Origin of the sequence: Leifsonia sp. ALI-44-B (genome assembly GCF_001984125.1) — a bacterium.
Taxonomy (GTDB): domain Bacteria; phylum Actinomycetota; class Actinomycetes; order Actinomycetales; family Microbacteriaceae; genus Okibacterium.
Window position 1 is genome coordinate 1 of sequence record NZ_MTQL01000004.1, and the last position, 16,893, is coordinate 16,893.

At 68.4% G+C, this 16,893-nt stretch carries 14 protein-coding genes; 11 read left to right on the top strand and 3 right to left on the bottom strand.

Features of this window, described 5'->3' with window-relative positions; translation table 11 throughout:
• From ALI44B_RS00280 to ALI44B_RS16320, 5 genes are all read left to right on the top strand, one after another.
• The coding region (locus ALI44B_RS00280; RefSeq protein WP_143458856.1) for an aldehyde dehydrogenase family protein at nt 1–929 on the top strand (929 nt) is incomplete at its 5' end.
• Nucleotides 926–1,786 carry an aldehyde dehydrogenase family protein gene (locus ALI44B_RS00285; protein ID WP_077052807.1) on the top strand — a complete coding sequence of 287 codons (861 nt, stop codon included), beginning with the start codon at nt 926–928 and terminating at the stop codon, nt 1,784–1,786. The genes ALI44B_RS00280 and ALI44B_RS00285, both read left to right, overlap by 4 nt.
• A gap of 150 nt (nt 1,787–1,936) precedes the next feature.
• Entirely contained in the window at nt 1,937–3,457 is a 1,521-nt protein-coding gene (locus ALI44B_RS00290; RefSeq protein WP_077052808.1) for an SDR family oxidoreductase, read from the top strand.
• A gap of 205 nt (nt 3,458–3,662) precedes the next feature.
• A complete protein-coding gene (locus tag ALI44B_RS00295) occupies nt 3,663–5,915 on the top strand; it encodes a DEAD/DEAH box helicase (RefSeq protein ID WP_083709328.1) in 2,253 nt (750 codons plus the stop codon).
• Complete coding sequence (locus ALI44B_RS16320) at nt 5,915–6,442, top strand: hypothetical protein (protein WP_083709330.1); 528 nt, start codon at nt 5,915–5,917, stop codon at nt 6,440–6,442. The genes ALI44B_RS00295 and ALI44B_RS16320 overlap by 1 nt, the downstream gene beginning before the upstream one ends.
• A 90-nt stretch (nt 6,443–6,532) precedes the next feature.
• Here the strand turns inward: ALI44B_RS16320 and ALI44B_RS00305 are convergent, their stop codons facing one another.
• Complete coding sequence (locus ALI44B_RS00305) at nt 6,533–6,790, bottom strand: mycoredoxin (RefSeq protein ID WP_077052809.1); 258 nt, start codon at nt 6,788–6,790, stop codon at nt 6,533–6,535.
• Between the two features lie 94 nt (nt 6,791–6,884).
• On the opposite strand from ALI44B_RS00305, the gene ALI44B_RS00310 reads away from it, so the two are divergent.
• Nucleotides 6,885–7,913, top strand: a complete 1,029-nt coding sequence (locus ALI44B_RS00310; protein WP_077052810.1) for a 6-phosphofructokinase — start codon at nt 6,885–6,887, stop codon at nt 7,911–7,913.
• Between the two features lie 96 nt (nt 7,914–8,009).
• On the opposite strand, the gene ALI44B_RS00315 is transcribed toward ALI44B_RS00310, so the two are convergent.
• Complete coding sequence (locus ALI44B_RS00315; protein WP_077052811.1) at nt 8,010–10,145, bottom strand: S9 family peptidase; 2,136 nt, start codon at nt 10,143–10,145, stop codon at nt 8,010–8,012.
• Between the two features lie 85 nt (nt 10,146–10,230).
• On the opposite strand from ALI44B_RS00315, the gene ALI44B_RS00320 reads away from it, so the two are divergent.
• The 3 genes from ALI44B_RS00320 to ALI44B_RS00330 all read left to right on the top strand — a co-directional run bounded on the left by ALI44B_RS00320 (nt 10,231) and on the right by ALI44B_RS00330 (nt 12,818).
• A complete protein-coding gene (locus ALI44B_RS00320) occupies nt 10,231–11,070 on the top strand; it encodes an aldo/keto reductase (protein WP_077052812.1) in 840 nt (279 codons plus the stop codon).
• Nucleotides 11,071–11,316: 246 nt separating this feature from the next.
• Nucleotides 11,317–12,489: an inorganic phosphate transporter gene (locus ALI44B_RS00325; protein ID WP_077052813.1), complete on the top strand. Its 1,173-nt coding sequence runs from the start codon at nt 11,317–11,319 to the stop codon at nt 12,487–12,489.
• Nucleotides 12,486–12,818, top strand: coding sequence for a peptidase (locus tag ALI44B_RS00330; RefSeq protein ID WP_077052814.1), 333 nt, complete (start codon nt 12,486–12,488; stop codon nt 12,816–12,818). Before ALI44B_RS00325 ends, ALI44B_RS00330 begins: the two co-directional genes overlap by 4 nt.
• Before the next feature lie 63 nt (nt 12,819–12,881).
• Here ALI44B_RS00330 and ALI44B_RS00335 read toward each other — a convergent pair whose 3' ends face one another.
• Nucleotides 12,882–14,156 (bottom strand): uracil-xanthine permease family protein, encoded by a 1,275-nt coding sequence (locus ALI44B_RS00335; RefSeq protein WP_077052815.1) that lies wholly within the window; start codon nt 14,154–14,156, stop codon nt 12,882–12,884.
• Between the two features lie 95 nt (nt 14,157–14,251).
• Between ALI44B_RS00335 and ALI44B_RS00340 the strand changes: the two genes are divergently transcribed.
• Together ALI44B_RS00340 and ALI44B_RS00345 are read left to right on the top strand one after the other, a co-directional pair.
• On the top strand, nt 14,252–15,742 hold the full coding sequence (locus ALI44B_RS00340; RefSeq protein ID WP_083709331.1) for an NCS2 family permease: 1,491 nt from the start codon (nt 14,252–14,254) through the stop codon (nt 15,740–15,742).
• A gap of 75 nt (nt 15,743–15,817) precedes the next feature.
• Complete coding sequence (locus ALI44B_RS00345) at nt 15,818–16,789, top strand: phosphodiesterase (RefSeq protein WP_077052817.1); 972 nt, start codon at nt 15,818–15,820, stop codon at nt 16,787–16,789.
• Nucleotides 16,790–16,893: the final 104 nt, after the last annotated feature.

Sequence of the window (16,893 nt, forward strand, 5' to 3'; positions counted from 1 at the left end):
GTGCGGGCGCGACGGGCCGTGCGCTCGTGGCCCACCCGGGCATCGACAAGGTCGCCTTCACAGGTTCGACGGCCGTGGGCCGCGAGATCGCGCGCACCATCGCGGGCACCGCGAAGCGCGTCACGCTCGAACTCGGCGGCAAGGCCGCCAACATCGTCTTCGACGACGCGCCCATCGACGAAGCCGTCGAGGGCATCGTCAACGGCATCTTCTTCAACCAGGGCCACGTGTGCTGTGCCGGCTCGCGCCTGCTCGTGCAGGAATCGATCCACGACGAGGTCATCGAGCGCCTGAAGCGCCGCATGTCTACGCTGCGCGTCGGCGACCCGCTCGACAAGAACACCGACGTCGGCGCCATCAACTCCCGCGAACAGCTCGACCGTATCCGCGCGCTGAGCGACCAGGGTGAGGCCGAAGGTGCCGAGCGCTGGAGCCCCGACTGCGAGTTGCCGACCGACGGATTCTGGTTCAAGCCCACCATCTTCACGGGCGTGTCGACGAGCGACACTATCGCGCGCGAAGAGATCTTCGGGCCCGTGTTGTCGGTCCTGACGTTCCGCACCCCGGCCGAGGCCATCGCCAAGGCGAACAACACGCCCTACGGCCTCTCGGCGGGCATCTGGAGCGACAAGGGAAGCCGCATCCTGGCCGTGGCCGACAAGCTGCGCGCCGGCGTGATCTGGGCGAACACGTTCAACAAGTTCGACCCGTCGTCGCCGTTCGGCGGCTACAAGGAATCGGGCTACGGGCGTGAGGGCGGCAAGCACGGGCTCGGCGCCTATCTCGCGACCGCGGCATCCGTGACGTCGCTGCCCTCGAGCATCGCCCCCTCTGTGCCCGCCGAGCTGACGACGCCCGCCGAGCCGACCGCCGCCGCACAGGCACCCACGACCGAGACCACCACCGCCCCGAACGGAGCAGCAGAATGAGCCGCCTGACCGTGCCCAAGACGTACAAGCTCTACATCGGCGGCAAGTTCCCGCGCAGCGAGTCCGGCCGCACCTACGAGGTGCGGGCGGCCGACGGCGGGTTCCTCGCCAACGCCGCCAAGGCCTCGCGCAAGGATGCCCGCGATGCCGTGGTCGCCGCGCGTGCCGCGGTATCCGGATGGTCAGGTGCAACGGCCTACAACCGCGGGCAGGTGCTCTACCGTATCGCCGAGCTGCTCGAGGGGCGTCGCGCCCAGTTCATCGACGAGATCGTGCAGGTCGAAGGCGTCTCGCAGGCCGAGGCCGCCGCGCAGGTCGACGCGGCCATCGACCGCTGGGTCTGGTACGCCGGCTGGGCCGACAAGTACCAGCAGGTCACGGGCAACGCCAACCCCGTGTCGGGCCCGTACTTCAACCTGAGCGTCGCCGAGCCCACGGGTGTCGTGGCCGTCATCGCGCCCCAGGAGAACAGCCTCATCGGCCTGGTCGGCGTCGTCGCCCCGGCTCTCGTCGCGGGCAACACCGTCGTGGTCGTGGCCTCAGAGACCGCGCCCCTGTCGGCCATCAGCCTCGCCGAGGTGCTCGCGACGAGCGATGTGCCCGGGGGAGTCGTCAACATCCTCACGGGTTCGCCCGCCGAGATGGCGCCGTGGCTCGCCGGTCACGCCGACGTCAACGCGATCGACCTGACGGGTGCGACCGAGCTCGACTGGGTCGACCTCGAGATCGCGGCCGCCGAGACGCTCAAGCGCGTGCTGCGGCCCGCCGGCGGGGTGGATGCCGCAGCCCCCGCCCTCGAGCGCATCACGTGGCTCACCGAGACGAAGACCGTCTGGCACACCAAGGCGCTCATCTAGCGCAGCCGGCCGCAGCCGGGCGTACCCGCGCCGCATCCCGCCGCCGCGCTCCGCGCACCCCTCGACGGCCCCGCCCCGTGCTCGCATGCACAGGTCGGGGCCGTCGTCAACGCACCCGGCGGTGTCGGTCGTCGCGCGTAGGGTCGGAACATGGACCAGCCACACGCATCTTCCCGCCACATCCTCGTCACCGGAGCGACCGGTTACATCGGCGGGCGCCTGGTTCCGCGCCTGCTCGAGGCGGGCCACACCGTCACGGTGCTCGCGCGCAGTCCGCAGAAGCTGAGCGACGTGCCGTGGGCATCCGAGGTGACGGTCGTCGAGGGCGACCTCTCCGACCGCGAGGCCGTGCGGCGCGCGGTCGACGGCGTCGATGTCGTCTACTACCTCGTGCACTCCATGGGGCAGAAGGGCGACTTCGAGCAGGCTGATCGCGAGGCGGCCGCCACCATGGCCGAGGCATCGGCGCGCGCCGGTGTTGCGCGCATCGTCTACGTGGGCGGGCTGCATCCCGACGACCCCGATCTGTCGCGCCACCTGCGCTCCCGTGTCGAGGTGGGCAATGTGTTCCTCGAGTCTTCGGTGCCTTCGATCGTCTTGCAGGCAGGCGTCGTGATCGGTTCGGGCTCGACCTCGTTCGAGATGATCCGGCACCTCACCGATGTGCTGCCCTACATGCCCGCGCCCAAGTGGGTGCGCAACAAGATCCAGCCCATCGCCGTGCGCGATCTGCTCTACTACCTGGTCGAGGCGGCCGTCGTGCCGGGCGAGATCAACCGCACGTTCGACGTGGGCGGCCCCGACGTGCTGCGCTACGGCCAGATGATGAACGGCTACGCCCTCGAGGCCGGTCTGCGCCAGCGCGGCATCGCGGCCCTGCCCGTGCTCACTCCGTGGCTCGCGTCGCAGTGGGTCAACCTCGTCACACCCGTGCCGCGCTCGCTGGCCGTGCCGATCATCGCGTCGCTGCAGCAGAACTGCGTCATGCGCGAACACGATATCGACGGCGTCATCCCGCGCCCGCCCGAGGGTCTTCTCACCTACCGCCAGTCGGTGCGCCTGGCGCTGCAGCGCGTGAAAGACGGCGAGGTCGAGACCAGCTGGCGCAACGCCTCGGTCGAGGGCGCGCCGAGCGATCCGCTGCCGAGCGACCCCGACTGGGCCGGGCACACGGTCTGCATCGACAAACGCCAGCAAGAGACGGATGCCTCGCCCGCCGAGCTCTGGCGCGTCATCGAGGGCATCGGCGGCGAGAACGGGTGGTACTCCTTCCCGCTGGCCTGGGCCATCCGCGGCTGGATGGACCGCATCGTCGGGGGAGTGGGCCTCCGCCGCGGCCGCAGCAACCCCGCGCGCCTCAACACGGGCGACGCCCTCGACTTCTGGCGCGTCGAGCACATCGAGCGCGGCCGCCTGCTGCGCCTGCGCGCCGAGATGCGGGTGCCGGGTGGCGCCTGGCTCGAGATGGGTGTCGAACCGCGCGGCGACGGCGGATCGACCTACACGCAGCGCGCCGTCTTCTTCCCCAAGGGTCTGGGCGGCCGGCTCTACTGGTACTCGCTGGTGCCGTTCCACGGCGTGATCTTCACGGGCATGGCCAACCGCATCACGGCGGCGGCCCTCGCTCAGACGAAAAAGGATGCCCCGGCAAAGGAGGACGTCGCGGCCTGAGTCTCGGCGAGCCCGGCGCGGCACACTGGCGCGGCACACCGGCGCCACACCGGCGTCATCCAGGCCCCGCAGAGTAGACTCATCGTGCGCCCGTCGTTTGTGATGCCGAGCCGCGAGTCTTCTCGCGTTGATCGATCATCCCCGCGCCGCCCGCACTCATCGACCACCGGCCGCTCGGCCGGTACTTCGACTGCTCAGGAGGAGCATGCCGTACTCCGGCTTCGGCCAATCATCGGGGGGCCGTTCTGCCGGCTCCCGTTCGTCAGGGGGCCGTTCGACGGGCCGCGCCACCACACGTGGCGGTTCATCGGGCCGTTCGGGCCGCGGACAGGGTTCCCGCCAGTCGTCCCGTCACGACGACGCCGCGCCCATCATCCCGATCCTCGCCCGCAAGGTGCGCGAGGTCGAGGCCAAGGCGCAGAAGGGCAAGGTCGGCCCCACCAACCGCACCAAGTTCCAGGTCATCGCGTTCCTGGTGCGCGAAGAGCGCGCCAAGGTCAAAGCCGACCAGGAGATGGACCCGGCTATCCGCACCGAGCTGCTCAAGCGCCTCGACGGCGTGGCCACCATCCTCGCCAAGACCGCCGCGCGTGACACCTCGCTCATCACCCTGCTCGAGGCGGATGCCGCCACCACCCCCGTTGCCCAGAAGCTGCGCCGCGACTGGCTGCTCGAATCGGGCGCCGAGCTGAGCCCCGACGAGCTCATCATCACGACGACGAAGCCCGCACCCGCCGAGGTCGTCCCGCCCGAGCTCGCGCAGCGTCAGGTCATCCCGCAGTCGGTCAAGGCGCGTCAGCTCGCCAACCCGTTCCTGCCGCCCGACTTCAGCAAGGTGCAGCCCACCGAGGCCCCCCGTCGTCGCCTCGACGGCTGGGAGCTCATGGGCCCGCTCTACAAAGCCTTCGAGATGGGATCGGGTGGGTCCGTCGCGTCGATGGAGCTGCCAGAGGCCCCCAAGCTCGACCGCATCTCGCCCCCCGGCCGCGAGGTCATGAAGCACCAGGCGCGTTTCGTCGAGAGCGTGCGCCTCGGCCACCGCAGCTTCCTGCTCGCCGATGAGCCCGGCCTCGGCAAGACCGCGCAGTCGGTCCTCGCCGCCTCGGTGGCCGACGCCTACCCCCTGCTCGCCGTCGTGCCCAACGTCGTCAAGATGAACTGGGCGCGCGAGGTCGAGCGGTGGACGCCGAACCGCCGGGCCACCGTCATCCACGGCGATGGCGCCACGCTCGATGCCTTCGCCGACATCGTCGTCGTCAACTACGAGGTGCTCGACCGGCACCTCGCCTGGCTCGGCACCCTCGGGTTCCGCGGCATGGTCGTCGACGAGGCGCACTTCATCAAGAACCTGCACTCGCAGCGCTCGCAGCACGTGCTCAACCTGGCCAACCGCATCCGCAGCAATACGCCGGGCGGCGACCCGCTCATGCTGGCGCTCACGGGAACGCCGCTGATCAACGACGTCGAAGACTTCAACGCCATCTGGCAGTTCCTCGGCTGGGTCAAGGGCGACCGTCCCTCGCCCGAGCTCATGGAGCGGCTCGAAGAGACGGGTCTCACGCCCGCCGACCACGGCTTCTATCCCGCGGCCCGCACGGCCGTCATCGACATGGGCATCGTGCGCCGGCGCAAGACCGACGTGGCGAAGGACCTGCCCGACAAGCTCGTGGCCGATCTGCCCGTCGAGCTCGACGACGAGGTGGGTCGCAGCATCCGCCAGGCCGAGCGCGAGCTGGGCGACCGCCTGCGCGCCCGCTACGACCGCATCATCGAGGCGCGCCCCGACCGCCCCGACCGCATCACGCGCTTCGGCGAGCCCGACGAAGACATCATGCGCCTCGTGGCGCAGGGTGAACTCGACGAGGCCAAGGGCTCGGGCGGCGCCGAGAACGTCTTCACCATGGTGCGCAAGATCGGTCAGGCCAAGGCCGGGCTCGCGGCCGATTACACGGCTCAGCTCGTTCGTTCGGTCGGCAAGGTCGTGTTCTTCGCCAAGCACATCGACGTCATGGACACGGCCGAGCGCGTCTTCGCCGAGCGCGGCCTCAAGACCGTCTCGATCCGAGGCGACCAGACGACGCCCGTGCGCCAGAACGCCATCGACGCATTCAACGGCGACCCCGACGTGCAGGTGGCGGTGTGTTCGCTGACCGCCGCCGGCGTGGGCCTCAACCTGCAGGCCGCCTCGAACGTCGTGCTCGCCGAGCTCAGCTGGACGGCCGCCGAGCAGACGCAGGCCATCGACCGCGTGCACCGCATCGGCCAGGGCGAACCCGTCACGGCGTGGCGCATCATCGCGGCGCACACCATCGACACCAAGATCGCCGAGCTCATCGACTCGAAGCAGGGTCTCGCGGCCCGCGCCCTGGACGGCAGCGATCAGGATGTCGCGTCGAGCGATTCGGTGCAGCTCAACGCCCTCATCCACCTGTTGCGGTCGTCGTTCGAGGTCATCTAGTGGCGGGGCGCACCTCACGCCCGGCCGCGGGTGGCGGCGACGAGCGCAAGAGCGCGTTCCAGCGCGGACGGGAGGCGGCGGCGCGGGGCGACTCGTTCCGTTCGGGATCGGGCTCACGTTCCGGCTCCAGTGCTGGCTCCAGTGCCAGTTCCGGCGCGCGCGGTCGCGGCCGCACGCCCGAACCGATTCCGACGCGCCCGGCGCTCGCGCCCGCCCTCGTGGCGGCCATCGCGCTGTTCGCGGGTGTCGCCCTCATCGGCAACACGTGGTTCGTCGTCATCCTCTATGTCGTGGCCATCTTCGCCGCAATCATGGCCGTCTATGCGGTCCAGGCGGGCAAGCCGTTCTGGCTCGCGCTCTTCGTGCCCGTCATCGCGCTGTGGAACCCGATCTTCCCGTTGCCCTACGCGGACTGGTTCGCGCAGAGCGAGGGGCTGCCGTGGATCGTCGCCCAACCGGTCGCGGCCGTGCTGCTCGTCGTCGCGGGCATCTTCATCCGGGGCGAGCGCATTCCCGAACGGGACTGAGCGCGAGCATCCATCGCACGCACGCACGCACGCACGCAACGAAAAAGGGCCCATCGCACACGCGATCGGCCCTTTTTCGTCACCGGGGAACTACACGCCGAGGCGCTGCTTCACCTCGATGACGGACGGGTTCGTGGCGGTCGAGCCATCGGGGAAGATGACGGTGGGCACGGTCTGGTTGCCGCCGTTGGCCTTCTCGACGATCTCGGCCGTGCCGGGGACCTCTTCGATGTTGACCTCGGTGTAGCCGATTCCCGCCGACGTCAGCTGCTGCTTCAAGCGGTTGCAGTAGCCGCACCACGAGGTGCTGAACATGGTGATGGTTCCGTTTTCGGGGGTGTAATCCATGATGTCGATCCTCTCAGACGCTGGGGCGCGCTATCTTGGTTGAAGCGCAGAAGCTGCCTCTTTCATTCCCCCAGCACTAGAGGAACAGAACTTTATGAGAATTGGTGTGCTCACCAGCGGTGGAGATTGTCCGGGACTCAACGCGGTCATCCGCGGGGCCGTGCTCAAGGGCACGAAGATCTACAACCAGGAGTTCGTCGGCATCCGCGACGGCTGGCGGGGGGTCGTCGAGGGTCTGACGATGCCGCTCGACCGGCACAGCGTGCGCGGATTGTCGAAGCAGGGCGGCACGGTGCTCGGCACGAGCCGCACCAACCCGTTCGAGGGCCCGCACGGCGGCCCCAAGAACGTGCAGGCCACGCTCGACCGCCTCGGCATCGACGCGCTCATCGCCATCGGCGGCGAAGGCACCCTGGCCGCGGCCAAGCGCCTCACCGACGAGGGCCTCAAGATCGTGGGCGTTCCGAAGACCATCGACAACGACCTCGACGCCACCGACTATTCGTTCGGGTTCGACACGGCCGTCGAGATCGCCACCGAGGCCATCGATCGCCTGCGCACGACGGGCGAGTCGCACAAGCGTTGCATGGTGGTCGAGGTCATGGGCCGCCACGTCGGCTGGATCGCGCTGCACGCCGGCATGGCCGCCGGGGCCCACGCCATCCTCATTCCCGAGCGCCCTCAGTCGGTCGACCAGATCTGCGACTGGGCGAAGAGCGTCGCCGACCGCGGCCGCGCGCCCGTCATCGTCGTGTCAGAGGGCTTCACGCTCGACACCATGGAATCGGCGCACTCCGAGAAGGGTCTCGACGCCTTCAACCGCCCCCGCCTCGGCGGCATCGGCGATGTGCTCGCGCCCATCATCGAGGAGCGCACGGGCATCGAGTCGCGCTCGACCGTTCTCGGTCACCTGCAGCGCGGCGGCGTCCCGAGCGCCTACGACCGCGTGCTGTCGACGCGCCTCGGCATGGCGGCGATCGACTCGGTCATGAACGGCGAGTGGGGCACCATGGTGGCCCTCCGCGGCACCGAGCTCGTCAACGTTCCGTTCGCCGACGCCCTCGGCGGGTTGAAGAAGGTTCCCGCGGCGCGCTACGACGAGGCCGCGATCCTCTTCGGTTGATCGGCGTCGTCACAGAACGGCTTGCTCACAGAACGGGCCCCGGATGCTTCAGCGTGACGCTGAGACATCCGGGGCCCGTTTCGTGCCGCTCGGCTCTTAGACCTCCGAGCTCGCCTCGTCGGCCAACCCCAGCACGTCGAGAATCCACGCGAGTTCATAGGCGCGCTCGTGCCAGGCGTTGTAGCGCCCGCTCACGCCGCCGTGCCCGGCGCTCATCTCGGTCTTGAGCAGCACGGGCGCCCCGACCTCGCGCAGGCGCGCCACCCACTTCGCGGGCTCGACGTAGAGCACGCGCGTGTCGTTGATGCTCGTCACGGCCAGGATGCGCGGGTATTTCACGTCGTCGCGCACGTTCTCATACGGGCTATAGGACTTCATATAGGCATACACGTCGGCGTTATCGAGCGGGTTGCCCCATTCATCCCATTCGATGACCGTAAGGGGCAGCGACGGGTCCAGGATGCTGGTCAGCGGGTCGACGAACGGCACGGCCGCCAGAATGCCCGCGAAGGTCTCGGGCGCCAGGTTCGCGACGGCGCCCATGAGCAGGCCCCCCGCGCTGCCACCCTCGGCGACGAGTCGCTCGGGCGTCGTGTAGCCGGCCTCGATGAGGTGGTTCGCGGCATCCACGAAGTCGGTGAACGTGTTCTTTTTCGTGAGCGTCTTGCCGTTCTCGTACCAGGTGCGGCCCATCTCGCCGCCGCCGCGCACATGCGCGATGGCGAAGACGACGCCGCGGTCGAGCAGCGAGAGCCGGGCGACCGACATCGACGGATCCATGCTGGCCTCGTAGGAGCCGTAGCCGTAGAGCTCGAGCGGCGCGGGCAGCGTCACGCCCTTCTTCCAGACGAGCGAGATGGGCACACGCGTGCCGTCGGCCGCCGTGGCCCATTCGCGCTTCTGTTCGTAATCGGAAGCGTCGTAGCCGCCGCGAACGGGCTGCTGCTTCAACAGCACGCTCGTGCCCGTGACCACGTCGTAGTCGAAGACGGTGGAGGGTGTGACGAGGGAACCGTAGCCGTAGCGCACGGTGGGCTGCGACCACTCGGGGTTGGACGACGCGCCCACCGAGAACAGCGGTTCGTCGAACGACAGCTCGCGCGGCACGAGGTCGTCGATCGACGAGTCGGAGTCGATCGGCCACACGGCCAAGCGGGTGAGGCCGTCACGGCGGTAGCCGAACAGCAGGTGCTTCTCGAACGCCTCGACGTCCTCCAGGCGCACATCGTCGCGGTGGGGGAGGACGGCGCGCGCATCGGCGGGACCCGTTCCGGGGTTCGACGGCGGCACCGTCACGAGCTCGAAGTTCAGCGCTCCGTCGTTGTGCAGGATGAGGAGGTGGTCTTCGCCCCCGATCACGGCGTGCTCGACCGAGTATTCGACGTCGTCGCGTCGAGGCCACACGACCGTTGCCTCGCCCTCGGGGTCGGCGGCGTCGAGCAGGTGCCACTCGCTCGTCACGCTCGACGACGACACGAACACGATGTATTTGCCCGAACGGGTCGTGCCGGCGCCCACCCAGAAGCTCTCGTCGGGTTCGGTGAAAACGGCCACATCGTCGGATGCCGCGCTGCCCACCCGGTGACGCCACACGGTGTCGGGCCGCCAGCTGTCGTCGACGGTCGTGTAGAAGATGTAACGTCCGTCGGGCGAGAACGACGCCCCGTGGAACGTGTTGGGGATCTCGTCTGGCAGGTTCTGCCCGGTCTCGAGGTCGCGGATCTTGAGCGTGAACCGCTCGTCGCCCGACGTGTCGACGCCGTAGGCGAGGTAGCGCCCGTCGAGCGACACGTCGTAGGAGCCGATCGAGAAGAAGTCCGAGCCGGCCGATTCGACGTTGCCGTCGAGCAAAATCTGTTCGCCCGGAACGGGTTCGCCGGCGACGAGCTGCGGCGGCGTCCAGTCGTTCGGCGAGTCGAGCGGAGCGCGGCAGTTCAGCGTGTACTGCTGCCCCTCGACGCTCCGCGAGTAGTACCACCACGAGCCCTCGCGCACGGGAACGCTCAGGTCGGTCTCCTGCGTGCGGCTCTTGATCTCGTCGAAGATGCGCCCGCGCAGGCCCTCGAGGTGCGCGAGCTGCTGCTCGGTGTAGGCGTTCTCGGCCTGGAGGTGGCCGATGACGGCGGGGTCTTCTTTGTCGCGCAGCCACTCGTACGGGTCGATCACGGTGTCGCCGTGGTGTTCGCGGGTGCTCGGTCGTCGGGCCGCGGTGGGCGGCGTCAGTTCTGGCATGACTTAAAGCTAGTCCGCTCGGGCGCGCTCGTCCGATCGCGCAAGGGGCTGTGCGCTCCGCTCGGGCGGGCATAGTGTCGTTTTCATGACGACTATTCCGGTTCATGCACTCAACGACGGCAACCAGCTTCCGGCCATCGGCTTCGGAACCTACCCCCTGAAGGGCGACGAGGGCGCGGATGCCGTGGCCAGCGCCCTCTCGTTCGGCTACCGTCTTCTCGACACCGCGGTCAACTACCGCAACGAGGATGCCGTGGGGCGCGGCATCCGCCAATCGGGTCTGCCGCGCGACGAGGTGCAGGTCACGACCAAGCTGCCGGGCCGCCACCACGCCTACGAGGATGCGCTGCGCTCGTTCGAGGAGTCGCGCAAGCTTCTCGGCGTCGAATACGTCGACCTCTACATCATCCACTGGCCGAACCCGTCGGTCGGCAAGTTCGTGGATGCCTGGAAGGCGCTCGTGACCCTGCAGAACGACGGCCTCGCCCGCTCGATCGGCGTGTCGAACTTCACCCCCGAGCACATCGGCCAGATCGTGGATGCGACGGGCGTCGTGCCCGCGGTCAACCAGATCGAGGTGCACCCCTACTTCCCGCAGGAGGAGCTCATCGCCTTCCACCGCGAGCACAACATCCTCACCGAGGCGTGGTCGCCGCTCGGCAAGGGTTCGGCACCGGGGGAGGAGCAGGTGGTGCAGGATGCCGCCGCCGCCCATGGCGTGAGCCCGGCCCAGGTCCTGCTGCGCTGGCACACGCAGCGCGGCGTCGTGCCCATCCCGAAGTCGTCGAAGCCCGAGCGCCAGCGCGAGAACCTCGACATCTTCGGCTTCGAGCTGACCGACGACGAGGTCTCGGCCATCACGGCTCTCGGCCGCGCGGACGGACGCCTCTTCGGGGGTGACCCGAACACGCACGAAGAGCAGTAGACCACCGAGCGGGAGGCGATGCATCCCGCAACTGCCCGGGTCGGCGCACATATCGGCGCATATGCCGAGTGTGCCGCCCCGGGCGGTGTCATGCCCGCCGGTGGTCCCGTCAAAGTTGACGCCCGCCGCGCGGGGTGTAAGTATCAATACGGCCTCGCCAATTGGCAACCTCACCCGCACGAATTCTCCCCGAACTTTGGGTGAACGGTGCGTGGCGGGGGCGTCCCGACCCAGAGAATCGTGCCGGTGGATATCACCCTCATTGTTGTACTCGTCGTAGCGTTCGCGCTCTTCTTCGACTTCACGAACGGTTTCCACGACACCGCGAATGCGATGGCCACGCCCATCGCCACCGGTGCCATGAAGCCCAAGGTCGCCGTCGGTCTCGCCGCCATCCTCAACCTGGTGGGAGCCTTCCTCTCCACCGAGGTGGCCAAGACCATTTCCGGTGGCCTGATCAAAGAGGGCGACGGTGGCGTGCTGATCACGCCAGAGCTCATCTTCGCCGGCCTCATCGGCGCCATCGTCTGGAACATGGTCACCTGGCTCTTCGGGCTGCCTTCCTCCTCGTCGCACGCACTCTTCGGTGGCCTCATCGGTGCCGCCATCGTGGGCTTCAGCTTCGGCGCCATCGACTACGGCGTCCTGCTGTCCAAGGTCATCCTGCCCGCCCTCATCGCGCCCGTCACGGCCGGCCTGATCGCCTTCACGGCCACGCGCCTGGCCTACGCCATGACGCGCCGCTACGACGGCAAACCCGACGGCCGAGACGGTTTCCGTTACGGCCAGATCTTCACCTCCTCGCTCGTCGCCCTGGCGCACGGCACCAACGATGCGCAGAAGACCATGGGTGTCATCACGTTGACGCTCATCACGGTCGGCGCCCAGGCCGCCGGCACGGGCCCCGAGTTCTGGGTCATCGCGGTCTGCGCCCTGGCCATCGCGCTCGGCACCTACATGGGCGGATGGCGCATCATCAAGACGCTCGGAACGGGCCTCACCGACGTCAAACCCGCCCAGGGCTTCGCGGCCGAGACGGGCACGGCGGCCACCATCCTGGCCTCGTCGCACCTGGGCTTCGCGCTCTCAACCACGCAGGTCGCCTCGGGTTCGGTCATCGGCTCGGGTCTCGGTCGACGCGGCTCGAAGGTGCGCTGGGGCACGGCCGGCCGCATCGCACTCGGTTGGTTGCTCACCCTGCCCGCCGCCGGCATCGTTGGCGCGCTCGCGGCCCTGATCGCGCATCTTGGCCCCATCGGCATCGCTATCGACGCCGTTATCGGCATCGGCGTGATCCTCGGCATCTTCCTGCGCTCGCGCAAGGACAAGGTCGACCCGCATTCCGTCTCCGAGGTCGCGGCATCGGGTCAGGCCGTCAAGATCAAGCGGAACCCCAAGCCCAAGAAGGTGCGCAAATGATCGACTGGGGTGCGTTCCTCATCGTCTTCGTCTCGGCCATCATCGCGACGATCGTCGTCGTGGGCCTGTATTCGCTCGGGCTGCGGTTGCTGACACGCGCGGGCCGCGTGCCCGTCGTCGGCCCCGCCGAGTTCACCGACGCCATCACGGTCATCACCGAGGCCGAGGCGCAGCACGCCGCCAAGCGTGCGGCCAAGGCTGCCCGCAAGAACCCGCTCACCGACGCGCAGAAGAACGTGGCCCGCTTCGGCGCCTACCTGTGCTTCGCGGCGTGTGGCGCGGCCGTGCTCTATGGCATCTACCTGATCGTCCCGTACTTCCACCAGTAGTGCGTTGGCTTAACGAGAAGAGCGGATGCCGAGGCATCCGCTCTTCGCCGTTCGTGGCGTGTATCAGTCGGTGCCGCGCACGCGACCGATGGCGTTCATGACGTGATAGATCACGATGGCGGCGATGGTGCCGAGCGCGATGCCGTTGAACACCAACGAACCGGCCGTGAACGAGAAGTTCGCGATGCCGACGATGAGCGCCGTGGCGGCCGTGAACTGGTTCTTGGGCTTCGAGAAGTCGACGCGGTTGTCGAGCCAGATCTTCACACCGATGATGCCGATCAGGCCGTAGAGCGCCGTCGTGACGCCGCCCAGCACACCCGCCGGCACGGTGGCGATGAGCTCACCGAACTTGGGCGACAGGCTCAGCAGGATGGCGAAGATGCCGGCCACCCAGTAGGCGGCCGTCGAGTACACGCGCGTGGCGGCCATGACGCCGATGTTCTCGCCGTAGGTGGTCGTGCCGGAACCTCCGCCGAAACCGGCCAGCAGCGTGGCGAGGCCGTCGGCGAAGAGCGCGCGGCCGGTGACCTTGTTGACGCTCGGGTCGGTCATCTGGGCGACGCCGCGGATGTGGCCCACGTTCTCGGCGATGAGCACGAGCACGACGGGGATGAAGGCCGGCACGACGGCCCAGAGCGCCGGGTTCTGGAACGGGTTGTCCATGACCTGGAACGCGGGGAGCCCGATCCAGTCGGCCTTCTCGACCTTCGTGAAGTCGAGCTGTCCCTGGAACGCGGCGGCGATATAGCCCACGACGACGCCGACGAAGATCGAGAGGCGCCCGAGCATCCCTCGGAAGAGAACGGTCGTGAGGATGACGGCGGCCAGCGTGATGAGGGCCGTCAGAGGGCCCTTGTTGTAGTTGTCGAGGGCCGCGGGTGCCAGGTTGAGGCCGATGAGCGCGACGATGGCGCCCGAGACGACGGGAGGCATGAGGGCGTCGATCCAGCCGCTGCCCGTGACGCGCACGATGAGGCCGACGATCGCGAGCAGCAGGCCGACGAGGAAGATGCCGAAGAGCGCGCTGCCCATGCCCTGCGCGGTCGTGGCCACCGTGATGGGCGCGATGAACGCGAACGACGAGCCGAGGTAGCTCGGCAGGCGGTTGCCCGTGATGAGGAGGAACAGCAGCGTGCCGACGCCCGAGAAGAACAGCGTGGCGCTCGGCGGGAAGCCCGTGAGCACGGGCACGAGGAACGTCGCGCCGAACATGGCGACGACGTGCTGGGCGCCGAACCCGATGGTGCGCGGCCAGCTCAGGCGCTCGCCCGGCTGAACCACCTCCAACGCTCCGACGTTCTTACCGTCTCCGTGCAGTTTCCAGGGCAGCGCCATCGTTTTCCAGCTTTCGTCGCGGGGCGGGGGTGGGGTCCGGCGACGTTGCCGGCGAGAATTGCTCTCGTTACCGTATCGGTCCCTAGCGCATTACGATGAAATCTTCCCGCACATTCTCCGAGAGGACGCCTTCGGTGGCATCGACTCCCACGCGTACGACCCCCACGCGCTCAGCCCCCAGCCGGATCGACACCTTCTTCGACATCACGAAACGTGGGTCGAACATCGCCACCGAGATCCGCGGTGGTGTCGTCACCTTCGTGGCGATGGCCTACATCGTCATCCTCAACCCCATCATCCTGTCGAGCGGTCAGGATGTCGCGGGCAACGCCCTTGGCTTCCCGCAGGTCGCGGCGGTCACGGCGCTCACCGCCGGCGTCATGACGATCCTGTTCGGCATCGTCGCCCGCCTGCCCTTCGCATTCGCGGCCGGACTCGGCATCAACTCGTTCCTGGCCGTGAGCGTCGTCGGTCAGGTGACGTGGCCCGAGGCCATGGGCCTCGTCGTCATCAACGGTCTCATCATCGTGCTGCTGGCCGCCACGGGCCTTCGCCGCCTCATCTTCAACGCCGTGCCCGTGCAGCTCAAGATCGCCATCACGGTGGGCATCGGCCTCTTCATCGCGTTCATCGGCTTCGTCGACGCGGGCTTCGTGCGCACGACGGGTTCGGCATCCCCGCCCATCGGTCTCGGCATCGCGGGCTCGGTGGCCACCATCCCGACCGTCATCTTCGTGGTGTCGCTCCTCATCACGGGCATTCTCGTGGCCCGCAAGGTCAAGGGCGCGCTGCTCATCGGCATCGTGGCGTCGACCATCATCGCGGTCATCGCCGAGCTCATCTTCAAGGTGGGTGCCTCGAACGGCGGCGAGAACCCGGCCGGCTGGAACCTTAGCGTGCCCGCCCTGCCCGCGCAGATCGTGAGCCTGCCCGACCTCAGCCTCATCGGCCAGGTCAGTTTCGGCAGCTTCGAGCGCATCGGTGCCCTGGCCGCGCTCATGCTCGTCTTCACGCTCGTCTTCACCAACTTCTTCGACGCCATGGGCACCATGACGGGTCTGTCGCGCGAGGCGAACCTGGCCGATGCCGATGGCAACTTCCCGCGCCTGCGTTCCGCCCTGATCGTCGAGGGCATCGGTGCCGTTGCGGGTGGCGCCACCTCGGGGTCGTCCAACACGGTCTTCATCGAATCCGGTGCCGGCATCGGCGAGGGTGCCCGCACGGGTCTCGCCAACGTGGTCACGGGTCTGCTCTTCATCCTGGCCATGTTCTTCACGCCGCTCACGCAGGTCGTGCCGACCGAGGTCGCTGCCGCCGCGCTCGTGATCGTCGGAACGCTCATGATGGCGCAGATCAAGGACATCGTCTGGACCGAGTTCTCGGCCGCCCTGCCCGTGTTCCTCACGGTCACGGTCATGCCGCTCACGTACTCCATCGCCAACGGCATCGGCGCGGGCTTCATCTCCTGGGTCATCCTGCGCGCGTTCAGCGGCAAGGCCCGCGAGATTAGCCCTCTGTTGTGGGTCGTGGCGGCCGGTTTCGCGATCTTCTTCGCGCGCGGCCCCATCGAGATGCTCATCGGCTAGCTGCCGGCCGGCTCTGTTCGGCCGAAGCCCCATCGACGGCCCCGTGCTGTCGGTGGGGCTTCGTACACTGGATGCATGAGCGCCCAGTTCGGTCAGTACCCACCCGCCCGTCAGACCATCGTTCACCTGAGCGATCCTCACTTCCTGGGCGGCAATGCGCCGCTCTACGGGGTGGTCGACACCGAGCAGCACCTCGCTCAGACGCTCGAGCAGATCCGCGCCATGCAGATCCGCCCATCCGCCTTCGTCTTCACGGGCGACCTGGCCGATCTGGGCGAGCCGGATGCCTACGCCCGCCTGCGCGCGCTCGTCGAACCGGTCGCGGCCGACCTCGGCGCGCAGCTGATCTGGCTCATGGGCAACCACGACGAGCGGGCGGAGTTCCGCGCGGGACTGTTCGGGGCTGTCGGCTCGTCGCAGGCGGCAGGCTCGACGCCAGAGACGGATGCTCCCGGCGCCAGCGTTTCAGCCTCGGCTCAGCAGGTCACCGATGCCCCCGTCGACGTCGTGTACGACCTCGACGGCCTCCGCTTCGTCGGCCTCGACTCCTCGGTGCCGGGCTGGCATCACGGCGCGTTGGCCGACGAGCAGCTCGAGTGGTTGGCAGACGTTTTGTCGGAACCCGCCGAGCACGGCACGATCGTGGGGCTGCATCATCCGCCCGTGCCCTCGCCGCTGTCGTTCTTCGACATTCTCGAGCTGCAGGAGCAGCACCGCCTCGAGAGCGTCCTGCGGGGCAGCGATGTGCGCGCCATCCTGGGCGGGCACCTGCACTACAGCACGAACTCGCTGTTCGCGGGCATCCCCGTGTCTGTCGCCGCGGCGACCTGCTACACCATGAACCTCACGCGCCCGCTCGATCACCCGGGCGGCGTCGACGGCGGCCAATCGTTCAGCCTCGTGCACGTCTACGACGATCGCGTCTCGTTTTCCACCGTGCCCGTGGGCGACTACCCGCCCTCGAATACGTTCCCGGCCGATTTCGTCGAGCGGATGTCGCGCCTCGCCCCCGCCGAGCGCCTCGAGGCCTTCTCGCGCAAACGCTGAGCCCGCCGCTCGCGCGTGTGTCGCGTTCGCCGCCCGCCTGGCCGCCGGTTGTTCGCCAAACGCCTGATTCGCTGGCCCCGGCGGTGCGTTCTCCCCAGCGGCGG

Bases quoted from the DNA above. Each gene is read 5' to 3' on its own strand.
- ALI44B_RS00285 (WP_077052807.1), top strand. From the start codon at position 926: ATGAGCCGCCTGACCGTGCCCAAGACGTACAAGCTCTACATCGGCGGC.
- ALI44B_RS00290 (WP_077052808.1), top strand. From the start codon at position 1,937: ATGGACCAGCCACACGCATCTTCCCGCCACATCCTCGTCACCGGAGCG.
- ALI44B_RS00295 (WP_083709328.1), top strand. From the start codon at position 3,663: ATGCCGTACTCCGGCTTCGGCCAATCATCGGGGGGCCGTTCTGCCGGC.
- ALI44B_RS00305 (WP_077052809.1), bottom strand. From the start codon at position 6,790: ATGGATTACACCCCCGAAAACGGAACCATCACCATGTTCAGCACCTCG.
- ALI44B_RS00310 (WP_077052810.1), top strand. From the start codon at position 6,885: ATGAGAATTGGTGTGCTCACCAGCGGTGGAGATTGTCCGGGACTCAAC.
- ALI44B_RS00315 (WP_077052811.1), bottom strand. From the start codon at position 10,145: ATGCCAGAACTGACGCCGCCCACCGCGGCCCGACGACCGAGCACCCGC.
- ALI44B_RS00320 (WP_077052812.1), top strand. From the start codon at position 10,231: ATGACGACTATTCCGGTTCATGCACTCAACGACGGCAACCAGCTTCCG.
- ALI44B_RS00330 (WP_077052814.1), top strand. From the start codon at position 12,486: ATGATCGACTGGGGTGCGTTCCTCATCGTCTTCGTCTCGGCCATCATC.
- ALI44B_RS00335 (WP_077052815.1), bottom strand. From the start codon at position 14,156: ATGGCGCTGCCCTGGAAACTGCACGGAGACGGTAAGAACGTCGGAGCG.
- ALI44B_RS00340 (WP_083709331.1), top strand. From the start codon at position 14,252: ATGAAATCTTCCCGCACATTCTCCGAGAGGACGCCTTCGGTGGCATCG.
- ALI44B_RS00345 (WP_077052817.1), top strand. From the start codon at position 15,818: ATGAGCGCCCAGTTCGGTCAGTACCCACCCGCCCGTCAGACCATCGTT.